The organism is Nonomuraea ferruginea (assembly GCF_039540635.1).
In the GTDB taxonomy this organism is placed as follows: Bacteria; Actinomycetota; Actinomycetes; order Streptosporangiales; family Streptosporangiaceae; genus Nonomuraea; species Nonomuraea ferruginea.
Map to the genome: position 1 here is coordinate 227,964 of NZ_BAABFD010000012.1, position 24,004 is coordinate 251,967.

General features: G+C 70.6%; 24 protein-coding genes, 1 tRNA gene and 1 riboswitch. Of the genes, 12 read left to right on the forward strand and 13 right to left on the reverse strand.

All coding sequences use genetic code 11. The features are described 5' to 3' along the window. Window positions 1-55: 55 nt before the first annotated feature. A complete protein-coding gene (locus tag ABD999_RS23525; protein ID WP_345482884.1) occupies window positions 56-562 on the reverse strand; it encodes a hypothetical protein in 507 nt (168 codons plus the stop codon). Window positions 563-719: 157 nt separating this feature from the next. On the opposite strand from ABD999_RS23525, the gene ABD999_RS23530 reads away from it, so the two are divergent. Both ABD999_RS23530 and ABD999_RS23535 read left to right on the forward strand, forming a co-directional pair. Next, the gene (locus ABD999_RS23530) at window positions 720-1,256 is read left to right on the forward strand and encodes a peptidylprolyl isomerase (RefSeq protein WP_364233786.1); all 537 of its coding nucleotides are present in this window, start codon (window positions 720-722) and stop codon (window positions 1,254-1,256) included. Between the two features lie 151 nt (window positions 1,257-1,407). Further along, window positions 1,408-2,277: a rhomboid family intramembrane serine protease gene (locus ABD999_RS23535; RefSeq protein WP_148036045.1), complete on the forward strand. Its 870-nt coding sequence runs from the start codon at window positions 1,408-1,410 to the stop codon at window positions 2,275-2,277. Window positions 2,278-2,310: 33 nt separating this feature from the next. On the opposite strand, the gene ABD999_RS23540 is transcribed toward ABD999_RS23535, so the two are convergent. Further along, window positions 2,311-2,556, reverse strand: coding sequence for a cell division protein CrgA (locus tag ABD999_RS23540; protein WP_271276249.1), 246 nt, complete (start codon window positions 2,554-2,556; stop codon window positions 2,311-2,313). 144 nt (window positions 2,557-2,700) lie between these two features. Here ABD999_RS23540 and ABD999_RS23545 point away from each other — a divergent pair, with 144 nt between their 5' ends. Genes ABD999_RS23545 through ABD999_RS23555 form a run of 3 tightly spaced genes read left to right on the forward strand, consistent with a single transcriptional unit; the run spans window position 2,701 to window position 4,042 of the window. Further along, a complete protein-coding gene (locus tag ABD999_RS23545; protein ID WP_148036047.1) occupies window positions 2,701-3,312 on the forward strand; it encodes a class E sortase in 612 nt (203 codons plus the stop codon). After that, a complete protein-coding gene (locus ABD999_RS23550; RefSeq protein WP_271276250.1) occupies window positions 3,309-3,473 on the forward strand; it encodes a hypothetical protein in 165 nt (54 codons plus the stop codon). The genes ABD999_RS23545 and ABD999_RS23550 overlap by 4 nt, the downstream gene beginning before the upstream one ends. Further along, the gene (locus ABD999_RS23555; protein ID WP_271276251.1) at window positions 3,470-4,042 is read left to right on the forward strand and encodes an anthranilate synthase component II; all 573 of its coding nucleotides are present in this window, start codon (window positions 3,470-3,472) and stop codon (window positions 4,040-4,042) included. Before ABD999_RS23550 ends, ABD999_RS23555 begins: the two co-directional genes overlap by 4 nt. Window positions 4,043-4,334: 292 nt before the next feature. On the opposite strand, the gene pknB is transcribed toward ABD999_RS23555, so the two are convergent. The 7 genes from pknB to ABD999_RS23590 all read right to left on the reverse strand — a co-directional run bounded on the left by pknB (window position 4,335) and on the right by ABD999_RS23590 (window position 13,002). Beyond that, entirely contained in the window at window positions 4,335-6,194 is a 1,860-nt protein-coding gene (pknB, locus tag ABD999_RS23560) for a Stk1 family PASTA domain-containing Ser/Thr kinase (protein ID WP_148036049.1), read from the reverse strand. Between the two features lie 85 nt (window positions 6,195-6,279). Further along, complete coding sequence (locus ABD999_RS23565) at window positions 6,280-7,638, reverse strand: serine/threonine-protein kinase (RefSeq protein ID WP_148036050.1); 1,359 nt, start codon at window positions 7,636-7,638, stop codon at window positions 6,280-6,282. 21 nt (window positions 7,639-7,659) lie between these two features. Continuing rightward, on the reverse strand, window positions 7,660-9,117 hold the full coding sequence (locus tag ABD999_RS23570) for a peptidoglycan D,D-transpeptidase FtsI family protein (protein ID WP_219550781.1): 1,458 nt from the start codon (window positions 9,115-9,117) through the stop codon (window positions 7,660-7,662). Beyond that, entirely contained in the window at window positions 9,114-10,508 is a 1,395-nt protein-coding gene (locus ABD999_RS23575; protein ID WP_271276252.1) for an FtsW/RodA/SpoVE family cell cycle protein, read from the reverse strand. Before ABD999_RS23575 ends, ABD999_RS23570 begins: the two co-directional genes overlap by 4 nt. Then, window positions 10,509-11,777 carry a Stp1/IreP family PP2C-type Ser/Thr phosphatase gene (locus ABD999_RS23580; RefSeq protein ID WP_219550777.1) on the reverse strand — a complete coding sequence of 423 codons (1,269 nt, stop codon included), beginning with the start codon at window positions 11,775-11,777 and terminating at the stop codon, window positions 10,509-10,511. After that, the gene (locus tag ABD999_RS23585) at window positions 11,774-12,244 is read right to left on the reverse strand and encodes an FHA domain-containing protein FhaB/FipA (protein WP_148036053.1); all 471 of its coding nucleotides are present in this window, start codon (window positions 12,242-12,244) and stop codon (window positions 11,774-11,776) included. The genes ABD999_RS23580 and ABD999_RS23585 overlap by 4 nt, the downstream gene beginning before the upstream one ends. Before the next feature lie 17 nt (window positions 12,245-12,261). Further along, on the reverse strand, window positions 12,262-13,002 hold the full coding sequence (locus ABD999_RS23590; RefSeq protein WP_219550775.1) for an FHA domain-containing protein: 741 nt from the start codon (window positions 13,000-13,002) through the stop codon (window positions 12,262-12,264). A gap of 200 nt (window positions 13,003-13,202) precedes the next feature. Here ABD999_RS23590 and ABD999_RS23595 point away from each other — a divergent pair. After that, window positions 13,203-13,285, forward strand: a tRNA-Leu gene (locus tag ABD999_RS23595). 212 nt (window positions 13,286-13,497) lie between these two features. On the opposite strand, the gene ABD999_RS23600 is transcribed toward ABD999_RS23595, so the two are convergent. Both ABD999_RS23600 and ABD999_RS23605 read right to left on the reverse strand, forming a co-directional pair. Beyond that, window positions 13,498-14,514 (reverse strand): hemolysin family protein, encoded by a 1,017-nt coding sequence (locus ABD999_RS23600; RefSeq protein ID WP_219550773.1) that lies wholly within the window; start codon window positions 14,512-14,514, stop codon window positions 13,498-13,500. Beyond that, window positions 14,511-15,866 (reverse strand): hemolysin family protein, encoded by a 1,356-nt coding sequence (locus tag ABD999_RS23605; protein ID WP_271276253.1) that lies wholly within the window; start codon window positions 15,864-15,866, stop codon window positions 14,511-14,513. Before ABD999_RS23605 ends, ABD999_RS23600 begins: the two co-directional genes overlap by 4 nt. 261 nt (window positions 15,867-16,127) lie before the next feature. On the opposite strand from ABD999_RS23605, the gene ABD999_RS23610 reads away from it, so the two are divergent. Continuing rightward, window positions 16,128-17,348, forward strand: coding sequence for an LCP family protein (locus ABD999_RS23610; RefSeq protein ID WP_271276254.1), 1,221 nt, complete (start codon window positions 16,128-16,130; stop codon window positions 17,346-17,348). Here ABD999_RS23610 and ABD999_RS23615 read toward each other — a convergent pair. Further along, window positions 17,345-17,989, reverse strand: a complete 645-nt coding sequence (locus ABD999_RS23615) for a GOLPH3/VPS74 family protein (RefSeq protein WP_271276255.1) — start codon at window positions 17,987-17,989, stop codon at window positions 17,345-17,347. The two genes, ABD999_RS23610 and ABD999_RS23615, sit on opposite strands and share 4 nt — an antisense overlap. Before the next feature lie 22 nt (window positions 17,990-18,011). Here ABD999_RS23615 and ABD999_RS23620 point away from each other — a divergent pair, with 22 nt between their 5' ends. The 4 genes from ABD999_RS23620 (at window position 18,012) to ABD999_RS23635 (ending at window position 21,395) form a co-directional block, all read left to right on the forward strand. Then, the gene (locus ABD999_RS23620) at window positions 18,012-18,617 is read left to right on the forward strand and encodes a TenA family protein (protein WP_271276256.1); all 606 of its coding nucleotides are present in this window, start codon (window positions 18,012-18,014) and stop codon (window positions 18,615-18,617) included. A 20-nt stretch (window positions 18,618-18,637) separates the two neighbouring features. After that, complete coding sequence (locus ABD999_RS23625; RefSeq protein WP_148036059.1) at window positions 18,638-19,516, forward strand: Fpg/Nei family DNA glycosylase; 879 nt, start codon at window positions 18,638-18,640, stop codon at window positions 19,514-19,516. Between the two features lie 38 nt (window positions 19,517-19,554). Next, entirely contained in the window at window positions 19,555-19,878 is a 324-nt protein-coding gene (locus ABD999_RS23630; protein WP_271276257.1) for a rhodanese-like domain-containing protein, read from the forward strand. A gap of 70 nt (window positions 19,879-19,948) precedes the next feature. Further along, a riboswitch (TPP riboswitch) is annotated at window positions 19,949-20,061 on the forward strand. Next, window positions 20,052-21,395 carry a purine-cytosine permease family protein gene (locus ABD999_RS23635; RefSeq protein WP_148036061.1) on the forward strand — a complete coding sequence of 448 codons (1,344 nt, stop codon included), beginning with the start codon at window positions 20,052-20,054 and terminating at the stop codon, window positions 21,393-21,395. Its footprint overlaps the riboswitch before it by 10 nt. On the opposite strand, the gene ABD999_RS23640 is transcribed toward ABD999_RS23635, so the two are convergent. Continuing rightward, on the reverse strand, window positions 21,370-21,930 hold the full coding sequence (locus tag ABD999_RS23640; RefSeq protein WP_271276258.1) for a methylated-DNA--[protein]-cysteine S-methyltransferase: 561 nt from the start codon (window positions 21,928-21,930) through the stop codon (window positions 21,370-21,372). The two genes, ABD999_RS23635 and ABD999_RS23640, sit on opposite strands and share 26 nt — an antisense overlap. 126 nt (window positions 21,931-22,056) lie before the next feature. On the opposite strand from ABD999_RS23640, the gene ABD999_RS23645 reads away from it, so the two are divergent. Beyond that, a complete protein-coding gene (locus ABD999_RS23645; protein WP_271276289.1) occupies window positions 22,057-23,892 on the forward strand; it encodes a PAS domain S-box protein in 1,836 nt (611 codons plus the stop codon). Window positions 23,893-24,004: the final 112 nt, after the last annotated feature.

The following is a 24,004-nucleotide window of genomic DNA, read 5'->3' on the forward strand; positions in this document are numbered from 1 at the left end:
TACGAGCAGACGAAAAGGCGCGCCCCCGAAACCGGGGGCGCGCCTTCATCGCGGATCATGGCATCCGGTGAGATGCCTCATCCGTCGTCTCGGCCACCGGCGCGCCGGCCGGGCCCGTGGACTGGACGGCCCTGTCGGACCGCTCGTGTGCCCAGCGAGACGCGTCGGACGCGGAGTCCTTCATGTGCTCGGTCCACTGCTGGGCGTTACGCCGGTAGAACATGAAGCCGGCCGCGCCGATGGCGAGACCGGTCACCAGGACGGCCGTCGGCCAGCGCCGCGACTGCTGCCGCCGGACCGGGCTGACCCGGATCGCGGCGTCGTTCAGCATCGAGCTGACTGCCGGTGCGAGTTGGTCCTCGACCCGGTGGGCGGCCTTCTTCAGCCTGGGTGCAGCCCACATCCGGGCGTCGTCGACCCGCCTGTTGGCGGCCAGCTTGGCCTGGTCGGCCATCGGCGCCATGCGCGCGCCGGTTTTCATGGCCTGGGCCTTCATCCGGCCCTGCCACGTGGTGGGCACTTCTATGACCACGCGGCGTCGTCTTCTCAGTGTCAGGGACACGACTACCTCCCCTGTCGTTGGGGCCCCGCGCGTGACCTTCCCGATACAAAGCGGCTCAATCATGGCCCGCCGTGGGAGGATGGCGGCGGAGGCCTTAGGGCCATGGTTGTCAAAACACCACAATTCCACCCTGTGCATAGAGGAAGGCAGCTGTCTCGTGGCTGAGAAGCTGATTGCGAATCTGCAGACCAATCGCGGCATGATCAAGGTCGAGCTCTTTCCCAACAGAGCCCCCAAGACGGTGCGAAACTTCGTGGAGCTGGCCGAAGGCTCCCGCGAGTGGACCCACCCGGGCTCCGGCGAGAAGAGTAACGACCGCTACTACGACGGCACGATCTTCCACCGTGTCATCCCGAACTTCATGATCCAGGGCGGCGACCCGCTCGGTGAGGGCTTCGGCGGGCCGGGCTACGAGTTCGACGACGAGATCCACCCCGAGCTCTACTTCAACCGTCCCTACCTGCTGGCCATGGCCAACGCGGGCAAGAAGATGGGGAAGGGCACCAACGGGTCGCAGTTCTTCATCACGACCGTGCCCACGCCGCACCTCAACGGCCGCCACACGATCTTCGGCGAGGTCGTCGAGGGGCAGGACGTCGTCGACGCCATCTCCAAGACCAAGACCGGGCGTAACGACAAGCCGGTCGAGGAAGTCGTCCTGGAGTCGGTCACCATCGACCGCGTCCCGGCCTGACGCGCGGCCGCCTGTCCGGCCTTCCGGGTTCCTGCGCTCTGCAGGCCCCCCTTCCCGGAAGCCGGGCCGCGCCGGCCCGGCGCGCGGGAGGCGGCGTCACCCCGTCCGAGCAGCGGACGCGGGAGTGGCCCGCAGGCTTTAGGCTGCGGGCATGACCAGCCAGCCGCCCCTCCCGCCCTCGCAGCCCGAGCAGCCCGCGGAGACGGTCCCCACGTGCTACCGGCACCCCGACAGGGAGACGTGGGTCCGCTGCCAGCGGTGCGACCGGCCCATCTGCCCCGACTGCATGCGCGACGCGGCAGTGGGGTTCCAATGTCCCGAGTGCGTGGCCGAGGGCAACCGGGGGATCCGGCAGGCGAAGTCGACGTTCGGCGGCGCGGTGGTCCGCGCTCCCTACGTGACGTGGACGATCCTGGCGGCCAACGTGCTCGTCTTCGTCGCACAGTATTTCGTGCCGGACATCCAGCGCCTCCTGGGCATGAACTCCCTCTTCGTGGCCCTGGGCGACGAGTACTACCGGCTGATCACCGCCGCGTTCGTGCACGGCGGGATGTTCCACATCCTGTTCAACAGCTGGGCCCTCTACGTGATCGGGCCGTACCTGGAGCGGGCGTTCGGACACGTCCGCTTCGTCGCGCTCTACCTGGTGAGCGCGCTCGGCGGGTCGGTCCTCGGGCTGTGGATGGACAACCCGCGCATCCTCACCGTCGGCGCCTCGGGAGCCATCTTCGGCCTGTTCGGCGCGGTGTTCGTGGTGGGACGCAGGCTGAACCTGGACGTGCGCGGCATCGCCGTGCTGATCGCGATCAACCTGGCCATCACCTTCATCGTCCCCGGCATCAGCTGGACCGGCCACATCGGCGGCCTGGTCACCGGGGCAGCGCTGTCGGCGGCGCTGGCCTACGCGCCCCGGGAGAACCGCGCCGTGTGGCAGGCGGCGGCGGTCGCGGGGTTCGTGGCACTGCTCGCCGTGCTCGTGGTCGTCAGAATTCCCATGATCACCATGGCGATCCTGGGCTGACGTCCCCAGCTGTGGAAAAGCTGTGGAAAAGAACTAGCGCCAGCGGGTGGAAAGAACCACACCGAAGATGATGAAAACAAACCCGATCAGCAGGTTCCAGTTCTGCAGATCGCCGATGAAGGGCGCCCGCGGGGCCACGTAGTAGGTGGCGATCCACAGGATGCCGATGATCCACGCGGCGACCATCGTCGGCGCCAGCCAGCGAGGGCTGACCTTGATCTGCTGGGTCTTCTGCGGCGGGGTGTAAACCGCCTTCTTGCGCGTCTTGGGCTTGGGCACTGGATGACTCCTGCTGAGGGCCTGGGCTTCCGGATCGTCCGCAGGCTCTGCGTAAAGGGTAGTGGTAGCGAGCCCCAGGATAGTCGCCACGCGCACGGGATGGCGATCCCCGGCGCCTGGAGTCGTCCCGCTTACCCTGGTCGGGTGCGGATCGTGCTGCGGACCACGGGGGAGCTGAGCATCACCGCCGGCCTGGTTCTGGCGCTCTTCTGCGCCTATCTGCTCTGGGGCACCGGCGCCTACACGGCGAGCCAGCAGCTGTTGCTGCAGCGCGCGCTGGCCGCCGAGAACGCCGCCCGGCCGCCCGCCGTCGAGCTGGGCGACGCCGTGGCGCTGCTGCGCATCCCCAGGCTGGGCCACGACTTCCGCTACGCGGTGGTCGAGGGCGTACGGGCCGAGCACCTGAAGAAGGGCCCCGGCCACTACCCCGGCACCGCCATGCCCGGCCAGGTCGGCAACTTCGTCGTCTCCGGCCACCGCACCACGTACGCGGCCCCGTTCAACCGCGTCGACGAGCTGGAACGCGGCGACGAGCTCGTGGTCGAGGCCCGCGAGGCCCGCTACACCTACCGGGTCACCTCGCAGGACATCGTCGAGCCCGGCGAGGTGGACGTGCTCGCCCCGGTGCCCGGCATGCCGGGCCTGCGGCCCATCCGGGCCTACATCACGCTGACGACCTGCCACCCCGAGTACTCGGCGGCGCAACGGCTGATCGTGTACGGGGTGCTGAAGGACACCGAGCCCAGGAAGGCATGACGATGTACGGCTGGCTGTGGCGCAGGCTCCCCGGCGGTCCAGGACGGCGGCTGCTGTGGGCCGCCCTGCTGGTCGCCACGGCGATGGCCGTACTCTGGTTCTCGGTGTTCCCGCTCCTGGAACCCGCTGTGACGCTCGACGAGGTGACGGTGCGCCGATGACCCGCGTGCTGGTCGTGGACAACCACGACAGTTTCGTGCACACCATCGTCCAGTACCTGAAGGTGCTGGGCGCGAGCTGCGACGTGCGGCCCCGCGACGAGGTGCGGGTGGACGACGCCGACGGCTATGACGGCGTCCTGATCAGCCCCGGCCCCGGCACACCCGAAGCTGCCGGGGTCAGCGTCCCGCTCGTCCGCCACGCCGCCCGGCGCGGGCAGCCGCTGCTCGGCGTCTGCCTCGGCCACCAGGCCATCGCGCACGCCTACGGCGCCACCGTCGCCCGCGCCCCCGACCTCGTGCACGGCGGCACCAGCGCGATCAGCCACGACGGCAAGGGGGTGTTCGCGACGTTGCCCTCGCCCGTCCGCATGACCCGCTACCACTCGCTGGCCGTGCTCCCCGAGACCGTCCCCGAGGAGCTCGAAGTCACCGCCCGCACCGGCGACGGCGTCATCATGGGCCTGCGCCACCGCGCCGCGCCCGTCGAGGGCGTCCAGTTCCACCCCGAGTCGGTGCTCTCCGAGCACGGCCACCGGCTGCTCGGAAACTGGCTGGAGAAAACGCTGTAACGAACCGGAGCCTCAGAGCGACAGACAGATGAGCGTCCCCGCCGTTGCCCCCGAGCGGCGGGGGCGCGCTTCTATTTGGCGATCCTTCGGATCGCCGGCTCGTCGCTCAGATCCGGTGTCTTCCCTCGTCGTTCGGTCGCTGCGCTCCCTCTCTCCTCAGTCCAGACACCGGCGCTCCTCGCAAGACCTTCCCTGTACGGAGGTCGGGCACTGGAGTCGGTCCTTTGTTGGTGGGGCGGAGGGGTTTTTGATGTGAAGGGCCGCCAGCCCCTGTGGGGATGGCGGCCCTTTTTTAGCCTAGGCCGTCGCCTACGTCGCCTGGGGGCTCGTCCTGGCTCGGGAAGCCGTCGTCGCCGTCGTCGGTCGGGACGTCGTCCGTCGGGAAGTCGTCGGTCGGGAAGTCGTCCGACGGCTGCTCGGTCGGGGTGGGGGCCGCCGGGCCTTGCGACACGACGATGGTGACCGTCATGTTGGGCTGGAGCTTGGCGCCCTCACCCGGGTTCTGCTGGATGACCGTGCCCTGGGCCTGGTCGCTCGGCTGGGTGACGACCTTGACCTTGAAGCCCGCTTCCTCCAGGGTGCGGCGGGCCTCCTCCTCGGTCATGCCCTGGACGCTCGGTACGGCCACGGCCTCCTTCGGGATGAAGAGGGTCACCGTGTCGCCCTTGGCGACCGAGGCGCCGGCCTTGGGATCGGTGCGGAAGACCTTGCCCTCCGGCTGGCTGGACGCGCGCGTCTTGATCGTGCTGCTGAGCCCCAGCTCGGTCAGCCTGGCGTTGGCCTCTTCGGTGGTCATGCCGATGAGGTCGGCGGGGACCTTCACCTTCTCCGCGCCCTTGGAGACCACGACCTTGACCGTGGCGCCCTTCTCCACCTCGGTGCCCTCGGCCGGATCGGTCTCGATGACCGTGTCCTTGTCGTACTCGGCGCTGAACTCCTCGGTGACCTCCGCCGTGAGGCCGAGCTGCTTCAGCTGGCTCTCGGCGTATTCACGCGTCTTCGCCTCCAGCCCCGGCACCTTGACCGTGGTCGGGGCCGTCGGGCTGCCGCCGCCGCTGAACATGACGTAGCCCAAGGTGATGAAGGCACCGATGACCAGCAGCGGGATGATGATCCACAGGGCGGTCTTGACCGCGTTGCCGCCGCCGTTGTTCGCCCGGCGGCGCCCGCCCCGGCCGCCGCCCTCGTCGTACTCGTAGGGCGGGACGGCGCTGGAGTGCTGGGTGGCCGGGCCGGTGGCGGCCTGGGTGGCCGTCATCATGCGGGTGCCCTGACCGTAGCCGTTCATCGCCATCGTCTGGGCGTCGACCGGCATGCCGGACATGGCGCGCTGGATGTCGGCCCGCATCTCGGCCGCACTCTGGTAGCGGTGCGCCGGATCCTTGGCCATGGCCTTGAGCACGATCGCGTCGGCCCACTGGGGGATCTCCGGGTCGATCTGCGACGGCGGGATCGGCTCCTCGCGGACGTGCTGGTAGGCGATCGCGACGGGGGAGTCGCCGGTGAACGGCGGCTGGCCGGTGAGCAGCTCGTAGAGCACGCAACCGGTTGAGTAGATGTCGCTGCGGGCGTCGACGCGCTCACCGCGTGCCTGCTCCGGCGAGAGGTACTGGGCGGTGCCGATGACCTGGGCCGTCTGCGTCATCGTGGCGGCCGAGTCGGCCATCGCGCGGGCGATGCCGAAGTCCATCACCTTGACGTCGCCGGCCGTGGTGATCATCACGTTGGCCGGCTTGATGTCGCGGTGCACGATGCCGCCGCGGTGGCTGTAGTCGAGCGCGCGCAGGATGCCGTCGACCAGCTCGGTCGCGCGTTCCGGGATCAGCCGCCGGTCGGCGCGGAGCAGGTCGCGCAGCGTCCTGCCGTCGACGTACTCCATCACGATGTAGGGCACGGGGGCGCCGTCGGTGACGTCCTCGCCGGTGTCGTAGACCGCGACCACGGCCGGGTGGTTCAGCGACGCCGCAGACTGGGCCTCACGGCGGAAACGGGCCTGGAAGGTGTGATCACGGGCCAGGTCCGACCGAAGGGTCTTGATCGCGACGATCCGGTCCAGCCGGATGTCTCTGGCGCGATACACCTCGGCCATGCCGCCGCGCCCGACGACACCGTCGAGCTCGTAGCGACCTCCGAGAAGCCGAGGCTGAGTCATTTCCTGCACTGTCCCTTACCGTTCATCTTGGTGCCGGCCTGCTCGGGGGGCGGCCGCCGGTGTCCATCATCGACCCGTTGGCGCGTCACGTCTCCTCCTTCGGCGGGTTCGAGTCACCCGGGTCCGGCGAGGCGGAAGGTGTCGGGGTCGTCGGCGTCGTGGTGGGGGTCGGGGTCGGCGTGGGGGTCGGGGTACGGGTCCTGGTCGGGGTCGGGCTCGGCGTCGGCTGCGTCGTCGGCGTAGCCGACTTGCTTACCGTAGCCGACGGCGAGGCTACCGGCCTCGACGACTTGACCGTAACCACAGGAGGCCGACGGGTCTCGGTTTTGGTCCGTGAGGGCTTCTGCCGGGGCTTGTCGGAAGCAGGCAGCGGAGGCGTCGTCGTCTCCGGAACGACGAGCGGCGGAGTCTGAGGGGCGGGGGTGAGCGCCCACGCGCTGAAACCCACGGCCACGACGGTCCCGGCCGCCGCCGCCGTCGTCAGCACCCGCCCGAACCGGCGCCGCGGCGGCGTCTCCTGCAGCTCCGTGACCGGCTCGGCGCCCATGGCCGCGGGCCCGTCCGCCGTCCGGTCTTCCTGGCGGGGACGGATCGGGAAGCCCGAGGGGTCGGTCAGCGAGCCGAGGTCGGCGCCGCCGGCCGACAGCGACTCGCGCAGCACGTACGCGCGATCGGCCAGCTCCCGCGCGGAGCCGGGCCGATGCGCGGGATCTTTGGCCAGCAGCGCCGCCACGAGCTCGCGCACCGGGGCGGGCACGTCGACGCCCAGCGCCGGCGGCTGCTCGCCGAGGTGGCGCAGCGCGATCGCCACCGCGCTGTCGCCGTGGAACGGGGCCCGGCCCGACAGGCATTCGTAGGCCACCACGCCCAGGGAGTAGAGGTCTGTCGATGGCGTGAGCGGCAGACCCTGGGCCTGCTCCGGGCTGACGTACTGGGCGGTGCCGAGCACGGTGCCGGTCTGCGTCACCGGAGCCGCCTCCATGGCCCTGGCGATGCCGAAGTCGGTCACCTTGATCGTGCCCTCGTGCGTCACCAGCAGGTTGCCCGGCTTGATGTCGCGGTGGATCACGCCGGAGGAGTGGGCGGCGTGCAGCGCCTTGGCCGTCTGGTGGAGCACGTCGAGGGTGACCTCGGCGCCGAGCGGGCCGTTGCGGACCAGGATGGTCGACAGCGGCTCGCCGTGCACCAGCTCCATGACCAGATAGGCCCGGTCGGCCTGCTCTCCGTAGTCGAAGATCTGCGCGATGCCGGGGTCGGCGAGGCCGGCGGTGATGCGGGCCTCGTTGCGGAACCGGCCGCGGAACGCGGGGTCGGCGTGGATGTGGCTGTGGAGCACCTTGACGGCCACCTCGCGCCCGAGCAGCTCGTCGCGGGCACGCCAAACCTCCCCCATGCCGCCGGCGGCGATGCGGGAGATCAGGAGATAGCGGTTACCGAGCCGCATGATTCAGCACGTTACCGTCCATTACTTCAGCACCGCCTCCATCACCGCTTTCGCGATGGGCGCGGCCGTTCCGCCACCCGTCGCCTCCCCGCCGCCGCGCACGGCGCCGGACTCGACCATCACCGCGATCGCGATCTTCGGGTCGTTCGCGGGGGCGAACGAGATGAACCAGGCGTGCGGCTGCTGGCCCTGAGCGGTCTCGGCGGTTCCGGTCTTCCCAGCTACTTGGACGCCGGGAATCTGCGCGCGGTTCGCGGTGCCGTTGGCCACGACGCTGATCATCATGTCGGTGAGCTCGCCCGCCGTCTCGGAGCTGACCGCCTCGCTGAACTCCTCGGGGTCGGCCTCGTCGATCGTGTCGCCGTTGGGGTCGGTGATCTTGTTGACGAGGTACGGCTTCATGACCACGCCCTCGTTGGCGATGCCGGCCGCGATCATCGCCATCTGGAGCGGCGTCATCTGGTTGCTGCGCTGGCCGATGGAGGCCTGGGCGACGGCCGCCGCGTCCTCCTTGGGGCCGAAGTCGCTCTTGGCCACCGACATCGGGACGGCCAGCGGCTTGCCCGCGCCGAACTTCTCCAGCTGCTCGCCCATCGCCTCGTGGCCGAGGTCGATGCCGATCTTGCCGAACGGCGTGTTGCAGGACCTCTCCAGCGCGAAGCGGAGCGTGACCTGGCCGGAGCCGCACGCCGCGCCGCCGTAGTTGGGCAGGTCGGCGGTCGTGTTGGGCAGGTCGAGCACCTGCGGGGCGTCCACGGTGGTGTCGGCGCCGCGGCTGGAGTCGTCCTCCAGGAAGGCGGCGGCGGTCACCACCTTGAACGTCGAGCCCGGCGGGTAGGTGTTCTCGATGGTGCGGTTGAGCAGCGGCTGGCTCTTGTCCTTGGCCAGCTCGTCGTAGCGGCCGAACACCTCGGACTTGTTGGTGCCCGACAGCTCGGCCGGGTCGTACGTGGGGAGCGAGACCATGGCGAGGATGCCGCCGGTCTTCGGCTCGATCGCCACCACGGCGCCGCGCTTGCCGCTCTCGCGCAGCGCGTCGTAGGCGGCCTTCTGCGCCTCGGGGTTGATCGTCAGGTCGACGTTGGCGCCCCTGGTCGGCTCGCCGGTGAACAGGTCGATGCCGCGCTGCAGCAGCAGGTCGGCGCTGGAGCCGTCGAGCAGGTCGTTCTCGCTGCGCTCGATGGCCGACTCGCTCTCGGGCGAGAAGAAGCCGGTCACGTGCGCGTACAGGCGGCCCTCGGGATACTCCCTGAGGAAGCGGAAGTCGCCCTTGGTCTCCTTCGACTGGGCCACGATGACCTTGCCGCCCGCGGTGATGCGCCCGCGCTGCACGGCGTACCGCTCGTAGAAGTTGCGGGTGTTGCGGGCGTCGTCGCTCAGACTCTGCGCGCGGACGCCCTGGAGGACGTTCACGTTGATCATCAGGAGGCCGAACATGGCCAGGCAGGCCACGGCGGCGCGCTTGATAGTCCGGTTCATCGCTGGAACACCTGCGTCATTCCTTCGTTCTGGATCGCCTGGGGCGGCGGCCTGCGCGCCGCGTCGGACATGCGCACGAGCAGCGCGATGAGGATCCAGTTGGACAGCAGCGCCGAGCCACCCTGGGACATGAAGGGGGTGACCAGGCCGGTCAGGGGGATGAGATTGGTGACACCGCCGACGATGATGAAGATCTGCCAGGCCAGCAGGAACGACAGGCCGGCGGACAGCAGCTTGGTGAACGGGTCGCGGGCGGCGAGCGAGGTGCGCAGACCGCGCTGCACGATCAGCGCGTAGATCACGAGGATCGCCATCAGGCCCGTCAGGCCCAGCTCCTCGCCGGTGGCGGGGAAGATGAAGTCGGAGAAGGCCAGCGGGATCAGCTCGGGGTGGCCCTGGCCGAGCCCGGTGCCGAGGATGCCGCCGGATCCCATGGCGAACAGGCCTTGCATGAGCTGCTCGCTGCCGCCGACCGCCCTGTAGAGCTCCTCGTTGGCGGGGTCGAGGTAGACCTCGAAGCGCTGCTGGACGTGGTCGAAGACCATGCCGGCCAGGATCGCGCCGCCCAGGAAGAGCAGGATGCCGATGATCACCCAGGAGATGCGCTGGGTGGCGATGTAGAGCATCGCGATGAACGTGCCGAACAGCAGCAGCGAGGAGCCCAGGTCCTTCTGCAGGACCAGGATGCCCAGGCTGACGCCCCAGGTGATGAGCACCGGGCCGAGGTCGCGGGCGCGCGGCAGGTCGATGAAGAGCAGCCGCCGCCCGGCCAGGGCGAGCACGTCGCGCTTGGCCACGAGGTAGCCGGCGAAGAAGACGACCAGCGCCAGCTTGGCGAACTCGGCGGGCTGGATCTGACCCAGTCCGGCGATGCCGATCCAGATGCGGGCGCCGTTGATCTCCTGGCCGAGGAACGGGATCAGCGGCGAGACCAGCAGCAGCAGCCCCAGCGCGCCGGCGGTGTAGGTGAGCCGCTGCAGGGCGCGCTGGTCACGCAGGAAGATCAGGGTGACGCTGAACAGCACGATGCCGATGAGCGTCCACAGCAGCTGGGTGTTGGGCGAGGCGAGCGTGGCCGACGGCAGCGTGGAGTCGGTCTCCGACAGCCTGAAGATCATCACCAGGCCGAGGCCGTTGACCAGCGTGACCAGCGGCAGGATCAGCGGGTCGGCCCACGGCGCGAACTTGGCGAGCACGAGGTAGGCGGCCAGCATCAGGCCGCCCAGGCTCAAGCCGTACGTCAGCATGCCCGAGGGGATCGCCCCGTCCATCGCCAGCCCGACGTTGGCGTAGGCGCCCATCGTGATCACGACCGCGAACGCGAGCATGACGAGCTGGGCCATGCGTCGCTTGGCGGGCATGGGCACGGGGGCTGCGGCCACTTCGCTCATCTATTGAGGTTTCGTCCTTGTGGGAGTGGGAGATGGCGACGCGCTCGCGGTGGGGGTGGGTTCCGCGAACTTCATCGTGTTGATCTTGGTGAGGCCCTCGGCCACGTCGCCGACCTCGATGCCGTCCTTGACCAGAGCCTGGTCGGGCGGCGAGAGCCGGGACAGGGCCTTGCCGGTGTGCTGGGCCACCTTGAAGAACTGAACGGGGCCCACCTCCTGCTGGATGCCCTGGAAGACGACCACTTCGTCGGCCCAGGCCCCGACGAAGAACTGGTCCTGCGTCCATTTCCAACCGAAATAGCCGCCGACGCCCGTGACGACGGCGGCCACGGACAGCACGGTGACCAGCACGGGCCACACCCGGCGACGCTTGCCCGACTTGCGGGACGCTCGCGCGACCGGCTCGTCGTAGTCGTCATCGGTGATGGCCGGCTGGGGAGCGGTCACCGCGCTCGCTCGCCCCGGCGCCGGCTCCTCGCCGCCGTGCAGCCGGGTCATGCCCGCGGCGCCGACGACGGAGGCCTCGACGGGCACCTGCTGGCCGTCGGTGATCTCCAGCACGTCGGCGATCACGCACGTGATGTTGTCGGGCCCGCCGCCGCGGTTGGCCAGGTCGATGAGCTGGCGTACGGCCTCTTCAGGATCATCGAGGTTGGTCAGCGTGGCGTGCAGCGTCTCCGCGCTCACCACCCCGGACAGCCCGTCGGAGCAGAGGAGGTAGCGGTCGCCCACCTGCGCCTCGCGCAGCGTCAGGTCGGGGTCGACCTCGCCGCTGCCGTCGAGCGCCCGCAGCAGGATCGAGCGCTGCGGATGCGTCGCGGCCTCCTCGGGCGTGATGCGCCCGTCGTCGACCAGCTGCTGGACCAGCGTGTGGTCATGGGTGATCTGGTAGAGCTCCCCGCGTCTGAGCAGGTAGGCGCGCGAGTCGCCGACGTGCACCAGCGCGACCTGGGTGCCGTTCCAGAGCATGGCGGTGAGCGTGGTGCCCATGCCTTTGAGGCTGGGATCCCGTCCCACCATCTCGTGCAGCTTGCGATTGGCGTCGCGTACGGCTGCCTCGATGGCGTTGAGCAGGTCACCCCCCTGCTGGGCCTCTTCGAGAGAGGCCATCGCGGCGATGGCGACGGAGCTCGCCACCTCGCCGTGTGCGTGCCCGCCCATGCCGTCGGCGACGGCGAGCAGGCGGCCGCTGGCGTACGCCGAGTCCTCGTTTCCTTCGCGGAGGAGGCCGACGTCCGAGCGGGCGGCGTAGCGGAGTGCGATGGTCATTTGCGCAATTCAATGACTGTCTTGCCGACACGGATCGGAACACCGAGCGGCACCGGGGTCGGGCGGGTGACTTTCGAGCGGTCGAGATACGTGCCGTTGGTAGAGCCGAGATCTTCCACGATCCACTGACCGTCCTGGGGAAAGAGCCGGGCGTGCCGGCTGGATGCGTAGTCGTCGCTGACTACCAGCGTGGCGTCGTTCGCCCGGCCAATGGTGATGGGCGTCTCCGTGAGATTAATGGTGGTGCCTTGCAGCGGGCCACCTGTCACGATGAGCTGGCGGGGTTCCCCCTTCCTGCTCTTGGGCTTGGGCGCGGGCTTGGCCGGTTTGGCCCCTTTGCCCGGGCCGGCGGGAGCCGTACGTGACCCGAACAAGTCAGTCCGGATCACGCCGACTGCGGCAATGACGAAAAACCACAGCACCGCCAGGAACGCGAGCCGGATCAGCAGCAGCGTGAGCTCGGACATGGACCGTCTGTCTACCTCTAATCGCGCCGGAACACCAGAGTCGTGCGCCCCAGCGTCACTCGCGTGCCGTTCTGGAGCTCGATTCTGCGTACCGGCTGGCCGTTGACGAAAGTGCCGTTGGTCGACCCGAGGTCGACCAGCACGACTTGCTGACCCTCGACGCGCAGCTCCGCGTGGTGGCGGGAGACGCCGGGGTCGACGAGACGAAGATCGCAGTCGGTGCCGCGCCCCAGCAAGGTCACCGGCGTGGTGAGCTCGTAGGAGCGGTCGCCCTGCGGATCGTCCTGGGTGCTGACGAGCAGCCGGGGCCGCCCGCCGAACGCGTTGGGACGTGACGGGGGCAGGTCGCTCGCCGGCTGGCGGATCTCGTCCTGCTCAACCGTCGCGCCCCGGATGACGCCGGACCTGATGCGGAACAAGCCCACCGCCAGGTCGCCCGCCGTCTCGAATCGGACCCGGACCGGTCCCACGAAGGAGTAGCCCTGTTCCTTGGCGTACTCCCTGGCGAGGTTGGCCAGCTCGTGGCTGATGCTGTCGGCGTAGACCTCTAGCCGCTCGGCGTCGGTCGTGGACAGCTCCACCACGAAGTCGTTCGGGACGAGGGTACGGCCCTGGGCGACGATCGCCGCCCGCTCGTCCATCTCCCGCTGCACCGCGCTGGCGACCTCGACCGGCTGAAGGTCAGATTTGAACGCCCGCGCAAAGGCCCCCTCAACCAAGCCTTCGAGCCGTCGCTCGAAGCGCTGAAGGACTCCCACCGGGTACCTCCCTTCCTCCGTGCATATGATCGCGGCCCCCCGGCGCGCGTGGCGCCCGGTCTCCGCTCGAACCACGAGGCGGCGGCCCCCGGCGCTCCTGAGGCACTCGCGCCCAGCTCCTCCGCTCCCGTGTCTTATGCGATCGTATCCGGGTTCAGTACCAGTGGCTGTTACGTGCTAGTGTTTCTCCGCACCCACAAGGGCGGGTGGCGGAACGGCAGACGCGCACGGTTCAGGTCCGTGTGTCCGAAAGGACGTGAGGGTTCAAATCCCTCCTCGCCCACCTCGGTAGGGTCGATGAAAATCGGCAGACCCACCCTGGCGAAGAACAGCCCCGGTTCGCAAGAGCCGGGGCTTCATCTTTTCCTCGACATCCTGTCCGCTTGCGGCCTCCCGGCCGTACCCGCCGGGCGAAAGGTACGCCCGGCCGGTTGCAGCTCGCTTTCAAACCGCTTCCGGCCGGGGCCCATTGTTTCGCTCAGAGCGAAGCTGAGGTCAGGCCGCCAGCTTGCGCGTGTCCAGCAACTGCCCCAGCAGGTCGGTGAGGCTCACCATGCCGATGACCGCGCCGTCGCCTCCGGTGACCAGCGCCAGGTGCGCACGGGCCTCCTGAAGGGCCGCCACGGCCTCGGGGACCTGCGTGAGGCTCGGCAGCTTCGGCACCGGCCTGGCGAGCTCGCTCGCCGTACGTCCGGGCTCCAGCAGGGCGTCACGGGCGTGCAGGACCCCCGCCACCTCGCCGCCGTCGCTCACGAGCAGCCTGAGGTGGCCGCTGCCGGCCGCCACGCGCCGGATCTCGGCCGTGCCGGCCCGCGGGGGTACGGTGACCGCCCGGCCGATCGGCACCATGAGGCGCTCGATGCCCTCGGCCTCGAACCGCAGCGCCCGGGTCAGCAGGTCGTGCTCCTCCCGGTCGAGCAGCCCCATCCGGCCGGACTCGCCGACCAGCATGGCGAGCTGGCGCGGCGTCCTGGTGGTGGCCAGCTCGTTGCGCGGCTGCACCCCGAAGAGCCGCAGGCCGAGGTTGGTCAGGCCGTTGAGCGACGACAGCAGCGGCCGCATCACCGAGGTGAAGGCCCTGAACGGCAGGGTGAGCAGCAGCGCCGCCTGCTCGGGGTGGGTCAGCGCCCACGACTTGGGCGCCATCTCGCCCACCACCATGTGCAGGAACGTCACCAGGGCCAGCGAGAGCGTCAGCGCGATCGGCATGCGCAGCGGCTCTGCCACGCCGATGGCCGCGAACACCGGTTCGAGGTAGTGCTCGATGGCCGGCTCGGTCACGTACCCGAGGCCCAGCGTGCACAGCGTGATGCCGAGCTGGGCGCCGGCCAGCATCAGGGAGAGCTGGCGGCTGCCGCCCGCGGCCGACCTGGCCGCGATCCTGACGAGCCGGTTGCCGCCCGCCGCGATCTCCTCCAGGCGGTGCCGCCGGGAGGACACGAAGGCGAACTCGGCGGCGACGAACAGCGCGTTGAACGCCAGCAGCGCGACGCTGATCATGATCATCGTCATCGGGTCGCCTCCGCGGGCTGCTGGGCGGGCGCCAGCCGCACCCATTCGGGCACGCGCCGGTTGAGCGAGATCACGGTCAGCTCGGCCACGTGGCGGTCGCCGCCGTCGTCGTACTCGAACGGGTCGGCCTCGACGACGGTCGGCACCGTCACCGTGTCGCCAGGCTCGGGCATCCGGCCCAGCTCGGCCAGGATCAGCCCGCCGAGCGTGTCGTAGTCGTCGCTTTCCGGCAGCGCGATGCCGGTGGCCCGCTCGACCTCGTCGAGCCGCAGCCTGCCGGGCACCTCCCAGACGCCGCCGGGCTGCCGCACGGCGCCCACCGGGTCCGGGTCGTTCTCGTCGACGAGCTCGCCGACGAGCTCCTCGGCCAGGTCCTCGACGGTGATCACACCCGCCAGGCCGCCGTACTCGTCGATGACGCAGGCGATGTCGTCCTTGGCGACGCGCATGCGGTCGAGCACCGCGGGAAGCGGCAGCGAGTCGGGCACGAGCAGCGCCGGGCGGGTGATGTCGCGCACGGCGCCCTCCTCGATCCCGGAGGCGAGCAGCTCGCGCACGCCGGTCACGCCGGCCACGTCGCCGTCGTCGCCGAGCACGGGGTAGCGGGAGTGGCCGCACTGGCGCATGGTCTCCAGCAGCTCGGAGATCGGCTGGGCGGCGCGCAGCGCCACCACCCGGGGCCGCGGCACCATGATCTCCTCGGCCGTGTGGTCGCCGAACTCCAGGGCGCGCTCCAGCAGCTCCGACAGGCGAGGCGGCAGCTCACCGGCCTCCGTGGACTCCTCGATGATCCGGGAGAGCTCCTCGGGGGTGGCGCCGTGCTCCACCTCCTCGACGGGCTCGATGCCCACCTTCCTGAGCAGCCCGGTCGCCGCCGAGTCGAACAGCCGGATCACCGGCCCGACCACGGCCAGGTAGACGAGGGTCGATCCGGCCAGGAACTTCGCCACCTGCTCCGGCCTGGCGATGCCGAGGTTCTTCGGCGCGAGCTCGCCGAGCACCATCTGCACCACGGTGGCCACGCCCACGCCGATGGCGACGGAGAGCCCGGTGATGAGGGCGTCGGAGAAGCCGGCGTCCGTCAGCCAGGGCCGCACGATCACGGCGATGGCGGGCTCGGCCAGGAAGCCGACCAGCAGGGCGGTGACGGTGATGCCGAGCTGGGCGCCCGACAGCATGAACGAGAGGCGTGAGGTCACGCGGAGTGCCTTCTCGGCGGCCTGGTCACCGGCCGCGGCCTGCTCGCGCAGGACGGCCCGGTCGACGGCGACGAAGGCGAACTCCTGGGCGACGAAGTAGCCCGTCGCGGCTGTGAGCAGGAAGAGGGCCATCAGGCCCAGATAGGCGCTCACCGCTGCGAGCTCTCAGGGGAACCCGTGCATGTGCACGGGCGGCTACTCCATGGGTCCGCAGTGGACACGATCATCCCTTCTTTAGAGCTGGTCCATAAAACTAACGATGCGGATGGCCTCTGTGTTTCCGGTGGTCTTATCTGCCTGGTTCTACGTACTTTTCCGTGGCGGAACAATGGCCGGTGGACTGCACTGAGCGAAGTGTTGGACGTAGCTTCTATGTCAGGGCGACTATGTCAAGCAAGGGGAAGAAGGAGCCACGTGGCTGAGGACGACCGGACGCGGGCCATGCGCTCGCCGGGCGAGCGTCGCCCGCTGCCTTCCAGCAAGGACGGGCCGCGTGCGGCGGGGGCCCCGGCGCACCACTTCCCGCAGCCCCCGCCGCAGCCGGTCGCCGACGACGTGCCGCGGTCCAGCTCGCGGGTGTACGGCAAGCGCCGGTCGGGCAGCAGCCCTGTCAGGCCCATGCGGAGCACCTCCGACCGGCCGCCCCCGCCGCCCGGACAACGGCCGCCGCGCCGGCGGATCAAGGGCGGCACCGTTCTCAAGATCCTCCTCGCGCTCCTGGTGGCGCTGGTGGTGACCGCCGCGGGCATGCTCTTCTGGATCGACGGGCGGCTGGGCGGGCTGCCCGCCGGGATCCTGGACGACTACGAGGGCCGCCCGGCCGACACCCCCGGCACCAACTGGCTCCTGGTCGGCTCCGACAGCCGCAAGGGCCTGTCGGCCCGCGAGCGCAGGAAGCTCGCCACCGGCAACAGCGAGGGCCAGCGCACCGACTCGATGATGCTGCTCCACCTGCCCGAAGGGAGCGACCGGCCGACGCTGGTCAGCCTGCCGCGCGACTCCGCCGTCACCGTCCCCGGCCAGGGCCGCAACAAGCTCAACGCCGCCTACGCGATCGGCGGGCCCAAGCTCCTGGTCCGCACCGTCGAGACGGTCACGGGCATCCGCGTCGACAACTACATGGAGATCGGCTTCGCCGGCTTCGTCGAGATCGTCGATGCCGTCGGCGGCGTCGAGATCAACGTGCGGGCCGCGGTCAACGACCCCAAGGCGGGCCTGAAGCTCAAGAAGGGCACCCAGACCCTCACCGGCGCCCAGGCGCTCGGCTACGTCCGCACCCGCAAGGGCGGGGCGCTGCCCGACTACGAGCGGACCAAGCGGCAGCGCCAGTTCCTCAGCGCGGTGGTGAAGAAGGCGGCCAGCCCCGGCACCCTGATCAACCCGTTCACCTCGATCCCGCTGGCGATGAGCGCCACCGACGCCGTGGCGGTCGACGAGGACACCGGCGTGTTCGACATGCTCTCGCTGGGCCTGGCCATGGGCGACAGCCCGGTGACCACGGTGGTGCCCTTCGGCGGCACCGAGAACGTCGCGGGCGGCGAGGCCGTCAAGTGGGACAGGGCCAAGGCGCTGGCCCTGTTCGAGGCGCTGGCCGCCGACCAGCCGGTGCCGAAGGAGATCCTCGACGCGGGTTAGCCCGTCGCGGTGATGGCGGCCGTGGTGACGGCGATCGAGATGCCCGCGTTGATCGCGGCGATCGTCTGCGCCACGGCCTCGGCCTCCCACGCGCCGGCCGCGATCTCCTTGACCCGGCCCTTGTCGGCGCCGGGGAACGCCTTGCGGTCGAGCTTGGCGGCGTGCATGACCGCGATGAGCACGGCGGTGCGCGGGTCGGGCTCGGCGCCGCCCAGCGCGCCCGCGACCCGCTCACGCACCCGCGACTCGACGCTGCCGTCGAGCTCGGGCCAGCGGGTGGTGCGGAAGATGCCGAACACCCGGCCGCGCTCCTCGGCCAGCACGCCCGCGGCGGCGAGCCGGGTGAGCAGGCGGGTGCGGAGCTTGCCCGACTGCAGCTGCTGCACCCACCAGGCGGGCCCGCGCTCCTTCGGGCTGCCGGCGATGCGCGCGAGCGCGGCGTCGAGCTCGTCGTCGCCCAGCGGCGCGGGGTCCAGGACGGTCACCTTCTTGTCGCGCAGCGTGATGCGCTCGCTGATCGCCAGCTCGGCCAGGAGGGCGCCGGCCACGGCGGGGTCGAGCTGGATGGTGGAGAGCAGCTGCCTGCCGTCGTCCTCGCCGAAGGCGAGAAGGAGGATCTCCTCCGCGATCGTCACGCTCATCCTCTGACACTAACGTGCGAGCATGACCATCTCGGAAAAATTGCACGCTGTCGGCCGTCCCCTGCTTGAGGCTCAGCTGGCCCATCCCACCGTTGCCGGGATCGGCCGGGGCGATCTGCCCGAGCCCGTGTTCCGGTCGTGGCTGGAGCAGGACTACCTCTACCTGCTCGACTACGTGCGGGTGTTCGCCAAGCTGGCCTGGCAGGCTCCTGACGCGCACGTCGGCGACCTGGTGGACCTGGCGCACTCGACCTACCACGAGGAGCTGGATCTGCACCGTTCGCTGTCGGCCGAGTTCGGGGCCGATCTGGAGGGGGCGGTGAAGGGTCCGGCCTGCGTCGCGTACACGGACTTCCTGCTGGAGTCCGCGGGCTCGTACGGGGAGGGGTTGGCGGCGCTGTATCCGTGCATGTGGGGATATTCGACGCTGGGGCGGATCCTGGCGGAGAACCCGCCCGCCGAGCCGCGCTACCGGGCCTGGGTCGACACGTACGCCGACCCGGGGTTCGCCTCGCTGGCCGAGCGGATCGCCCAGATGATCGACGAGACGGACGTCGATCCTGACCGGGCGGAGGCGATGTTCACGGAGGGGATGGCGCACGAGCTGGCGTTCTGGGACGTGCCGTAGCGCCGCGTAGTCTGGAGAGCATGCCTGAACTTCCCGAGGTGGAGTCGCTCACCGCGTTCCTGGGCGAGCGGGCGGTCGGCCGCACGATCGCGGGCGTCGACGTGGTGGCCTTCCAGGCGCTCAAGACGTTCGACCCGCCGGTGACCGCGCTGGGCGGGCTGACCGTCACGGGCGTGTCCCGTCACGGCAAGTTCCTCGACCTCGACTGTGACGGGCTCCACCTGGTCATCCATCTGGCCCGGGCGGGCTGGCTGCGCTGGCGTGACGACCTGTCGGGCGCCAGGCCGGTCCGTCCGGGCAAGGGCCCGCTCGCCGTACGGGTGCGGCTCGCGCCCGACGCCGACGGGCTGGCGCCGGGGTTCGAGCTGACGGAGGCGGGCACGCAGAAGCGCCTGGCCGTCTATGTCGTGAAAAATCCGGATGAAGTGCCGGGTGTCGCCGCGCTCGGCCCCGACCCCCTCGACGAGTCCTTCGACGTCGCCGCGCTCAAACGCATCGTCGGCGGCAACCGCACCCAGATCAAGGGCCTGCTGCGCGACCAGAAGGTCGTCGCCGGCATCGGCAACGCCTACTCCGACGAGGTGCTGCACGCCGCCAAGATGTCCCCGTTCAAGGTCGCGGCGACGCTGACCGACGCGCAGATCGCCGACCTGCACGACGCCATCGTGACCACGCTGCGCGAGGCGGTCGAGCGGGCGCGCGGCCTGGCGGCCAAGGACCTCAAGGCGGAGAAGAAGTCGGGGCTGCGCGTGCACAACCGCGCGGGCCAGCCGTGCGACGTCTGCGGCGACACGATCCGCGAGGTGTCCTTCGCCGACTCCTCGCTGCAGTACTGTCCCACCTGCCAGACCGGCGGCAAGCCGCTGGCCGACCGCCGCATGTCCAAGCTGCTCAAGTAGCGTGCCGAGCATGACGCGCGGCAGGTAAGAATGGGCGCATGACGGTTCCCGAGGTCGAGGTCCGCGACGTGCCCGACGACGCCTACCTGCTCGACGTGCGCGAGGAGTACGAGTGGGTGGCGGGCCACGCTCCCGAGGCGGTCCACATCCCGATGACGCAGATCCAGGCGCGGGTCGACGAGGTCCCCTCCGGCCGTCCGGTCTACGTCGTGTGCCGCGTCGGCGGCCGTTCGATGCAGGTGGCGGCCTGGCTCAACCGCCTGGGCCGCGAGGCGGTCAACGTGGGCGGCGGCATGCAGGCCTGGGAGCTCGACAAGCGTCCCATGGTCAGCGAGACGGGCCGGCCGCCGATGGTCGCCTGACCCCGACTGGCCGAAACGGGACCAATAGTGCATCATGGGGGCGGCAGCCGGAGTTGATCTCCGGCTGTTGACGACCCACCGCGGGAGCTCGGGGCCAACCGGGCTGAGAGGGCAGCTACGCCGCTGCCGACCGCATGAACCTGTCCGGGTAATGCCGGCGTAGGGAGTGCGCGATGTCGCATGCCATCCATGGCGAGGAAGTTCCGCTGACCCTGGAGGGCGAGCCCCCCAAGACGCTCGGAGTGCTCGACCAGGGCGCGCTCTGGGCCAACCTGGCGGTCAGCCTGCTGGGCTTCTCCGGCGCCCTGTTCCTGATCGACCCGCTCGGCGGCGCGCCGCTGACCGTGACGGCCGCCCTGGTCGCGACCGTGGTCGGCAGCCTGATCGGCACCACCATGGTGGGCCTGGCGGCCATCCCCGGCACGCAGACCGGCAAGCCCGCGATGGTGCTGCTGCGCGGGCTGTTCGGGGCCCGGCTGTCGTACTTCCCCACCGTGCTCAACATCATCCAGATGATCGGCTGGGGCGCGTTCGAGCTCTGGGTGATCGCCCAGGGCGCCCTGGCCATCTTCGGCGACACGGTCCCGTACGCGGTGTGGGTGATCGTCGCCGGGGTGATCACCACGGTGCTGACCGTCTGGCCGCTGGGCGCGGTCCGGCTGATCAGGCGCTACATCACGGTTCTGGTGATCATCGCGATGATCTGGTTCGCGGTGCAGTTCCTGGGCGACGCGCAGCCGCGGACCGGAGGGTCCTGGGAGGCGTTCGCCCCGGCCGTCGACTACGTGATCGCGCTGTCGGTGTCGTGGGTGCCGCTGGCCGCCGACTTCGCCCGGCACTCCAGGTCCAGCCGGGCGGCCTTCACCGGCGTGGTCGGCGGCTACACGCTCGCCCAGGTCGCCTGCCTGGCCCTGGGCGTGTACGCGGTCGCGATCGCCGGGGCCGAGGCGGTGGCGGCCGACAGCACGGCGGTGTTCGGGCCGTTCGTGGCGGTGCCGCTGGGCGCGCTGTTCTTCGCGATCCTGGTGCTCCGCGAGGCCGACCAGTCGTTCGCGAACGTCTACTCGACGACCGTCTCGCTGCAGAACCTCATGCCGCGCGTCGACCGGCGGATCATCAGCACCCTCATCGGCCTGCTCACGGTCGCCATCGCGCTGGTCGTGGACGTGACCTCCTACGGCGCGTTCCTGGGCGTGATCGGCGCGGTGTTCGTGCCGATGTTCGCGGTGCTGGCCGTCGACTACTTCCTGCTCGGCGGCGCGGCCCGGTGGAACACCGACGCCGACGCCCCCGCCCGCTGGTCGATGCTGGTGCCGTGGGCGCTCGGCTTCGCGGCGTACTGGCTGACCACCTCCACCCCCACCGTCGCCCCGTGGGACGGCTTCTGGGCCGGGGTGCGCGAGGTCATCGGCTTCACCAGGGAGCCGTGGATGAACGGCGCGCTGGGCGCGGCCATCGTCGCGGCTCTGGCGACGCTGCTGATCGGGCTGGTCACGCGCCGCGTCGCTCGACGGTGAGCAGATGGCGCTTGGCGGCGGGGCCGCCCGCGTAGTCGCCGGGCTCGCCGTCGTCGCGCACCACCCGGTGACACGGCACGATCACGCACACGGGGTTGGCGCCGAGCGCGTTGCCGACCGCGCGCAGCGCGCGCGGCCTGCCGATGAGCTCGCCGATCCGGCCCATCGTCGTGGTCGTGCCGTACGGGACCGCCATCGTCTTCTGCAGGACCGTACGAGCGAACGGCGTGGCGAGGGTCAGGTCGACCCGGGTGGAGAAGGCGCGGAGCCGGCCGGAGAAGTAGGCGTCGAGCTCGCGGCGGACCGGGTCGAGCCGCCGGGCGTCGGTGCCGATGAGGCTGCCCACCTGGTTGGACACCCGCTCGAAGACCACGTGCTCGTCCTCGTAGCTGCAGGCGACGAGGCCGCGCGCGGTGACCGCGAGCACCAGCCTGCCGACTGCGCCGTCGTAGGTGCCGAGCGCGACGTCGAGCGTGCCGTCACCCCGATAAGTGTCGGACGTCACCCGCAGCAGGGCCTCGAGGTCGCCCGACACGCCTTCACCTCCACCCGCCATGAAAAAGCCGTGACCGCAGCGTATCGGACGGATCGCCCGACGCGAGCGCCACGCCGCGGGCACTATGGAGTCGTGGGGGACCCAAGGGGTGCGAGTGACGACGAGATGGTCCGCGCGGTGCTCGACAGCTCACCCAACGCCGTCGTCGCGATCGACCGGGACCAGACGGTCCTGGTCTGGAACGCGGCCGCCGAGGCGCTCTTCGGCTGGTCCGCGGCCGACGTGCTCGGGCGCAGGGCGCCGATCGTGCCGGAGGAGCTGGCGGCCGAGCACCACGCGGCCCTGGAGCGGGTCCGCACCGGCGGGCAGGTGTCGCTGCGCACCAAGCGGGCGCGCGCCGACGGCGGCGTGCTGGACGTGCGGGCCGACATCAGCGCGCTGCGCGTGGGCTGCGCGACGGCCGGATACGTCTGCGTCTACCACCTGGTGCAGGCCGACCACGCGGCCAAGAGCCGCCTGGCGCGCCGCGCCAGGCTGGTGCGCAGGCTCACCGACGTGGTCGGCGACATCAACGCCGAGCTGGAGCTGCCCGCCGTGCTCGACCGCATCTCGGCCAGCCTCACCGAGCTGACCGGGGCCGACGCGGGCGGGTTCGTGCTCATCGAGGGCGACCGGCTGCGCCTGGTCAGCACCTACCGGCTGCCGGACTCGCTGAAGGACGCCACCACCGACCTGGACACCAGCCTGGTCGGCACGCTCCTGCGCACCGGCAGGACCGTGCTGCTGGAGTCCGCCGGGCTGGACCGGCTGGTGTGGGCGCGGCTGAAGGGTCTGCACACGATCGCGCTCGGCCTCGCCGCCGTCGGGGGTCGCCCGTACGGCGCGCTCTACGCGCTGTTCGCCAAGCGCAAGCCCGGCCACCTGGAGCTGGAGCTGCTGGAGCTGCTGGCCGGGCACGCCGGGATCGCGGTCGGCAACGCGGTCGCCTACCAGGAGGCGGTGCGGCAGCGCGCGCACGAGCGGGCCGTGTTCGACGCCAGCGCCGACGGCATCGCGGTGCTCGACGGCGACGGCCGGGTGCTGCGGTGGAACCCGGCCGCGGCCGAGCTCACCGCCGTCAGCGCCGAGGAGGTCATCGGCGGCCCGCCGCCGTTCCCGCTGCCCGGACCCGGCGAGAAGGTCACCCACCAGCTGCCCAGCGGGCGCTGGCTGGACGTGGTGTGCGCGCGCATCGAGGAGACCGGCGAGCTGGTCGTCGACTTCCGCGACGTCACCGCCGCCAAGGAGCTGGAGGAGGCCAAGGACCTGTTCCTGGCGACCACCAGCCACGAGCTGCGCACCCCGATCACGGTCGTCCGCGGCTTCGCCGGCACGCTCGACGCCCGCTGGGACAAGCTGAGCGACGCCGAGCGCCGCTCCGCCGTGCACACGATCGCCGAGCGGGCCAAGTCGCTCGGCAGCCTCATGGACCACCTGCTGCTCGGCGCCAGAGCGGGGGCGGAGGAGCAGGTGGTCGGCGACGAGCCGTTCGACCTGGCCGAGCGGCTGCACGCGGCCACGCTCGGGCTGCCGGTGCTGTCCGACAGGCACCGCATCGAGGTCGGCATCGCCGTGGGCCTGCCGTGGGTGATGGGCGATCCGCTGGCCACCGACATCGTGCTCGGCCAGCTCCTGGAGAACGCCTTCAAGTACTCGCCGCAGGGCGGGCTGATCAGCGTCGGCGCCTGGCGCGAGAACGGCGGGGTGGTCGTGGTGGTCGACGACGAGGGCGTGGGGATCGCGCCGGCCGACCGGGAGCGGATCTTCGAACGGTTCGTCCAGGTGGAGACCGGCGACCGCCGGAGGTTCGGCGGCGTCGGGCTCGGCCTCTACATCGTGCGGAGCCTGGCCAGGGCGCAGGGCGGCGAGGTGAGCGCGCATCCGCGCCCCGGTGGTGGCACCCGGATGAAGCTCCAGCTCAGGTCCGCTTCTACTATCGGATCCGACACACCGGTGCGGTAACGAGGTGGTCACGGTTGCGCTGATCTATCGTCCGATGTGTACAAGCTGTGATCGAGATGCGGTTTCTGGGATCGAGTAACGGGGCATTTCGGTCGTACCGGGGGTGCTTCCG

Bases quoted from the DNA above. Each gene is read 5' to 3' on its own strand.
- ABD999_RS23615 (WP_271276255.1), bottom strand. From the start codon at position 17,989: ATGAGCGTGACGATCGCGGAGGAGATCCTCCTTCTCGCCTTCGGCGAG.
- ABD999_RS23580 (WP_219550777.1), bottom strand. From the start codon at position 11,777: ATGACCATCGCACTCCGCTACGCCGCCCGCTCGGACGTCGGCCTCCTC.
- ABD999_RS23600 (WP_219550773.1), bottom strand. From the start codon at position 14,514: ATGACGATGATCATGATCAGCGTCGCGCTGCTGGCGTTCAACGCGCTG.
- ABD999_RS23620 (WP_271276256.1), top strand. From the start codon at position 18,012: ATGACCATCTCGGAAAAATTGCACGCTGTCGGCCGTCCCCTGCTTGAG.
- ABD999_RS23575 (WP_271276252.1), bottom strand. From the start codon at position 10,508: ATGAGCGAAGTGGCCGCAGCCCCCGTGCCCATGCCCGCCAAGCGACGC.
- ABD999_RS23565 (WP_148036050.1), bottom strand. From the start codon at position 7,638: ATGCGGCTCGGTAACCGCTATCTCCTGATCTCCCGCATCGCCGCCGGC.
- ABD999_RS23550 (WP_271276250.1), top strand. From the start codon at position 3,309: ATGACGATGTACGGCTGGCTGTGGCGCAGGCTCCCCGGCGGTCCAGGA.
- ABD999_RS23555 (WP_271276251.1), top strand. From the start codon at position 3,470: ATGACCCGCGTGCTGGTCGTGGACAACCACGACAGTTTCGTGCACACC.
- ABD999_RS23570 (WP_219550781.1), bottom strand. From the start codon at position 9,117: ATGAACCGGACTATCAAGCGCGCCGCCGTGGCCTGCCTGGCCATGTTC.
- ABD999_RS23535 (WP_148036045.1), top strand. From the start codon at position 1,408: ATGACCAGCCAGCCGCCCCTCCCGCCCTCGCAGCCCGAGCAGCCCGCG.
- ABD999_RS23645 (WP_271276289.1), top strand. From the start codon at position 22,057: ATGGTCCGCGCGGTGCTCGACAGCTCACCCAACGCCGTCGTCGCGATC.
- ABD999_RS23585 (WP_148036053.1), bottom strand. From the start codon at position 12,244: ATGTCCGAGCTCACGCTGCTGCTGATCCGGCTCGCGTTCCTGGCGGTG.
- ABD999_RS23625 (WP_148036059.1), top strand. From the start codon at position 18,638: ATGCCTGAACTTCCCGAGGTGGAGTCGCTCACCGCGTTCCTGGGCGAG.
- pknB (WP_148036049.1), bottom strand. From the start codon at position 6,194: ATGACTCAGCCTCGGCTTCTCGGAGGTCGCTACGAGCTCGACGGTGTC.
- ABD999_RS23630 (WP_271276257.1), top strand. From the start codon at position 19,555: ATGACGGTTCCCGAGGTCGAGGTCCGCGACGTGCCCGACGACGCCTAC.
- ABD999_RS23635 (WP_148036061.1), top strand. From the start codon at position 20,052: ATGTCGCATGCCATCCATGGCGAGGAAGTTCCGCTGACCCTGGAGGGC.